At 73.0% G+C, this 4855-nt stretch carries 2 protein-coding genes; both read right to left on the reverse strand.

The genetic code is table 11. The features are described from left to right. Window positions 1-707, reverse strand: a 707-nt coding sequence (locus ACZ4M5_RS34645) for a beta-ketoacyl synthase N-terminal-like domain-containing protein (protein ID WP_467743076.1), incomplete at its 3' end; no start/stop codon positions are given. 32 nt (window positions 708-739) lie between these two features. Further along, window positions 740-4855: type I polyketide synthase (locus ACZ4M5_RS34650; protein ID WP_467743074.1), on the reverse strand; the 4116-nt coding region annotated here is incomplete at its 5' end.

Below are 4855 nucleotides of genomic sequence, written 5' to 3' on the forward strand. Positions count from 1 at the left end.
GAGAACTCCACGAACGTCGACGGCGTGGACATCACGGTGACACCACCGGCCAGGGCCACCTCGCACTCGCCCTGCCGCAGCGCCTGCACGGCGAGGTGGAGCGAGACGAGGGAGGAGGAACAGGCCGTGTCGACGGTCAGGGACGGCCCTTGGAGGCCGAGGACGTAGGAGACGCGGCCGGACAGGATGCTGGAGGCACGGCCGGTGCCGACGTAACCGTCCAGCGCCTGCAGATCATGGGTGCGGTGATCTCCATAGTCGGAGTTCATCGAACCCAGATACACGCCGGTCCGGCTGCCGCTCAGCTCCTCGGGCCGGATACCGGCCCGCTCCAGCGCCTCCCACGACGCCTCCAGCACCAGCCGCTGCTGCGGATCCATCGACACCGCCTCACGCGGCGAGATACCGAAGAAGCCGGCGTCGAAGTCCTCCACATGCCCGTCCGCGAGGAACCCACCCTCACAGCCGTAGGTCTTGCCCTCCACCTCCGGATCCGGATCGAACAGATCCAGCCCCCGCCACCGCCCCGGAAAACCACCCACCGCATCCCCACCGGACGCGAGCAACTCCCAGAACGCCTCCGGCGTGTCGACACCACCCGGCAACCGGCACGCCATCGACACCACCGCAACCGGCTCGGTGCGGGCGGCGCGCTCCGAGTCGAGTTCCTTCTCGGCCTTGAGCAGGGCCGTGGTGGCACGCCTCAGGTAGGACTCGAGCTTCTCGACGTCGGGCGCGGTCATGAGCTGACTCCAAACTTGTCGTCCAGGAACTGCAGAAGGTCTTCGGTGCTGTCGGCCTCGAGTTCGACGGGGGCCGCTTCTGCGGTGGTGACGGTCTTCGTCAAGCCCTCCTTGAGGTCGAGGAAGGCCGATGCCAGGCCCTGCGACTCGAGCTGTTTCGGCGTGGCGGAGCGCAGGAGTTCCACCAGGCTGTCGATCTGTACCTCGGTCAGCGGGCCGGTCGCCGCCCTGCGTCCCGGGCGCTCGGGAACGTCGTTGCGCGGCAGCCGGTCCAGCAGGAACGCGGCGATGGAGTCCGGGGTCGGATGGTCGAAGGCCAAGGTGGCCGGCAGGGTGAGCGCGGTCTCCGCGGACAGGCGCCTGCGCAGTTCCACCGCCATGAGGGAGTCCAGGCCCACCTCCTTGAAGACCTGGTGCGCGTCCACGGCCTCCGGGCCGGGGAGGCCCAGGACCACGGCCGCCTCGCGGCGGACCGTCTCCAGGACGGTGCGGCGGCGTTCCTTCGCGGACGCGGTACGCAGCCGGTCCCGCAGGGTGACCGACGCCGCCCCCTGGGCGCGACGCAGCCTGCCCCGGAGCAGTCCGCGCAGCAGGGCGGGTGTCTCTTCCCCCTTGTCGAGGGCGCGTTGCAGGGCTCCCAGACTCAACTTGACCGGTACGAGGTGCGCTTGCGAGCGGGACAGCGCGGCGTCCAGGAGGTGCAGCGCCTGGACGGAGGTCAACGCGGAGATGCCGCGGCGGCGCATCCGGGCCAGGTCGGCGTCGTTGAGGGCGTCGGTCACGCCGGCGCCGTTGGGCTCCCACAGACCCCAGGACAGGCTCGTGCCGGGCAGGCCGTCGGCGCGGCGGCGGGCGGCCACCGCGTCGAGGACGGTGTTGGCGGCGGCGTAGGTGGACTGCCCGGCACCGCCGAGGATCCCGGCGACCGAGGAGAACACCACGAACAGGGACAGGTCGGCACCGGCCCGGCGGGTGAGTTCGTCGAGGTGGACCGCTCCGGCCGCCTTCGGGCCCAGGACCGTCCACAGTCGTGCGGAGTCCTGGTCGAGGAGCAGGCCGTCGTCGAGTGTGGCCGCCAGGTGGACGATTCCGGTCCACGGGTGGCCGTCCGGCGCGGCGGCCAGGATGTCCGCGAGTCGGCCGCGGTCGGTCACGTCGCACGCCTCGATGCGTACGGTCTCGGCGCCGGCCTCGTGCAGTTCGTGCACGAGGTCCGACGCGCCGGGGGCCTCGGGGCCGCGGCGGGACGTCAGCACGAGGTGGCGGACACCGTGGGCGCGGACGAGGTGGGCGGCGACCTGCCGGCCGAGCTCACCCGTGCCACCGGTGACGAGTACGGTGCCGTCCGGGTCCGGGGCGTGTGCGGAGCCGTCGCCGGCGGGGGCGGTGGCACGGACCAGGCGGGCGCCGAGGAGCGCCTCACCCCGTACGGCGATCTCGGGTTCGTCCGTCACCGTCAGCGCGCGGGCCAGTGCCGGGGAGGGCCCGTCCGTGTCGATGAGGCGCAGGACCCGCTCGGGGTGCTCCGTGCGGGCCGCCCGCAGCAGGCCCCACACACCGCTGTGGGCAAGGTCCGGCACACCGTCGCCGGTGTCCACGGCACCGCGGGTGACCCAGACCAGCTCGGTGGAACCGAGCCGGTCCTCGGCCAGCAGCGCACGCAGGAGTTCCAAGGTCCCGGCCGTGCGTGCCCGCAGGTCCGCGACGGTGCCGCCGTCGTCGGCGTCCGGTGTGTCCTGGGCACCGGCGGTGCCCGGGGCGGGGACGGCGAGGACGATCAGCCGGGCGGGCGCCGGTGAGCCCTCGTCGAGACGCGCCGTGAGGGCGTCCGCACCGGCGAGGTGCTCGATGTGTCCGGTGTCCGTGACATCGGCCGGCCCGGCCAGGAAGCCTTCGTCGCCGAGCAGCCAGGTCGCGGCCGTCTCCTGCCGCGTCACCGGGGCGAGGAGCGGCTGGAAGTCCACCTGGTGGAGGTGCTCCACCGGACGGCCTGCCCGCAGCTGTTCGGCGCTCGCCTCGCGCATCCGCAGCGCGCGGGCCGCGGCCACCGGCCTGCCCTCGGCGTCGGCGACCCACAGCCGGGCGCTGGAGCGCGCCCCGTCCAGGTCCACGCGCACCCGCAGGGTGGAGCTGCCCGCGGCGTGGAGTTCCACGCTCTCCCAGGCGAAGGGCAGCAGCACTCGCCGGTCGGACTCGTCCAGGTCCCGGACGGCCTGGACCGTGTGCAGGGCGGCGTCGAGCAGGGCGGGGTGCATCCCGTAGTCCTGGGCCGGGACTCCCTCGGGGAGACGGACGAGGCCGTACGCCGTGTCGCCGTCACGCCACAGCTCGGTCAGACCCCGGAAGGCGGGGCCGTATCCTACGCCCTGGGCGTCCAGCCGTTCGTAGAACCCGTCCAGGGGGACCGCCTCGGCCTCGGGGGCCGGCCAGTTTCGCAGGCTCTCGAATCCCTCGTCGTGGCCGTCCGGCAGGCCCTCGAGCAGCCGTCCGGAGGCGTGGCAGGTCCAGTGCTCCTGGTCCGACTCGGGCCGCGAGTAGACGGCGATGGAGCGCTCGCCCTTCAGGTCGGGCGCGTCCACCGCGACCTGGAGGTGCACCGCGCGGTCGTCGTCGAGGATCAGCGGTTCGGACAGGGTGAGTTCGCCGACGTGTCCGGCGCCGGTCTCCCGCGCCGCCACCAGGGCGAGCTCCAGCAGACCGGTGCCGGGGGCCAGGACGGTGCCGAACGCGGCGTGGTCCCTCAGCCAGGGGTGCAGCGCCGTCGACAGCCGGCCGGTGAACAGATGCCCCTCCCCGCCTGCCAGGGTCGTGACGGCGCTCAGCCAGGGGTGCCGCGCGGCGGCGAGGCCCATCGAGTTCGCGTCGCCGGTCCCCTGTGCGGTCTCGGCCCAGTAGCGCTCACCCTGGAAGGCGTACGTGGGCAGGAGTACCGCGTCCGCACGCCGGAGCCCGGCACCGAGGGCACGGCTCCAGTCGACGTCGAGACCCTGGACGTGCAGCAGAGCAAGGGTGCGCAGGAGTTCGCCCAGGTCGCCCTGACCGCGCTGGATGCTCGGCACGACGAGACCGTCCGTGTCGGCGCAGCCGTTCGTGAGCGGCATGACCAGCACCGGGCTGGGGCTCACCTCGACGAACACGTCGTAGCCGTCGTCCAGCAACCGTGCCTGGGTCAGGTCGAGGCGCACCGGCTCACGCAGATTACGGCACCAGTACTCCGCGTCGAGGGTGGATCCGTCGAGGGGCCCGCCGGTGACCGTCGAGTAGAACGATACGCCGGTGTGCCGCGGGCGCAGGACGGTGAACTCGGCCCGCAGGGCGGGCAGGAGGGGGTCCATGTGCGCGCTGTGCGAGGCGCAGGCGGCGTTGAGCTTCCCGCACGAGATGTCCTCGTCGTCCAGCTCGATCAGGACGTCCTCGATCGCGTCGGAGTCGCCGGAGATCACCGTCCAGCGGTCGGTGTTGACCGCGGCGATGGACAGGGCCTCCCCGTACGGTGCGATGCGCTCCTGCACTTCGGCGACGGGCAGTTCGACGACGGCCATCTCGCCACCGCCGCCGTCGGACTGGAGCGCGCGGCTGCGCAGCGCCACGATGCGTGCCCCCTCGTCGAGGGTCAGTGCGCCGGACACGACGGCCGCGGCCACCTCGCCCTGGCTGTGGCCGACGACCGCGGCGGGTTCGAGGCCCAGCGACCGCCAGGCCGCCGCCAGCGCGACGTACATGGTGAAGAGCACCGGCTGGACGACGTCCAGGCGCTCCAAGGGCAGGGAGCCGGAGTGCTCGCCGCGCAGACGCTCCAGCACGGACCAGCCGGTGTGCGGCCGCAGCGCCGCGTCGCAGGCCGTCACCGTGTCCCGGAAGGCGTCGCTCTGCTCCAGCAGCGAACTCCCCATGCCCTCCCAGTCGGTGCCCTGGCCGGGGAAGACGAACACCACCTTCCCGCGCGGTGCCGCGGTGCCTTGGGCGAGGGCAGGGTGGGGGCGACCTTCGGCGAGTGCCTCCAAGGCCTCCACCAGCTGGTCGAGGGAGTCGGCCGTCACCGCCGCCCGTGACTCGAAGTGCGTGCGGTGCACGGCGGCCGTCCGCGCCACATCGGCCAGAGCCACGTCGTG

It is taken from the genome of Streptomyces sp. NPDC026246 (assembly GCF_055567995.1).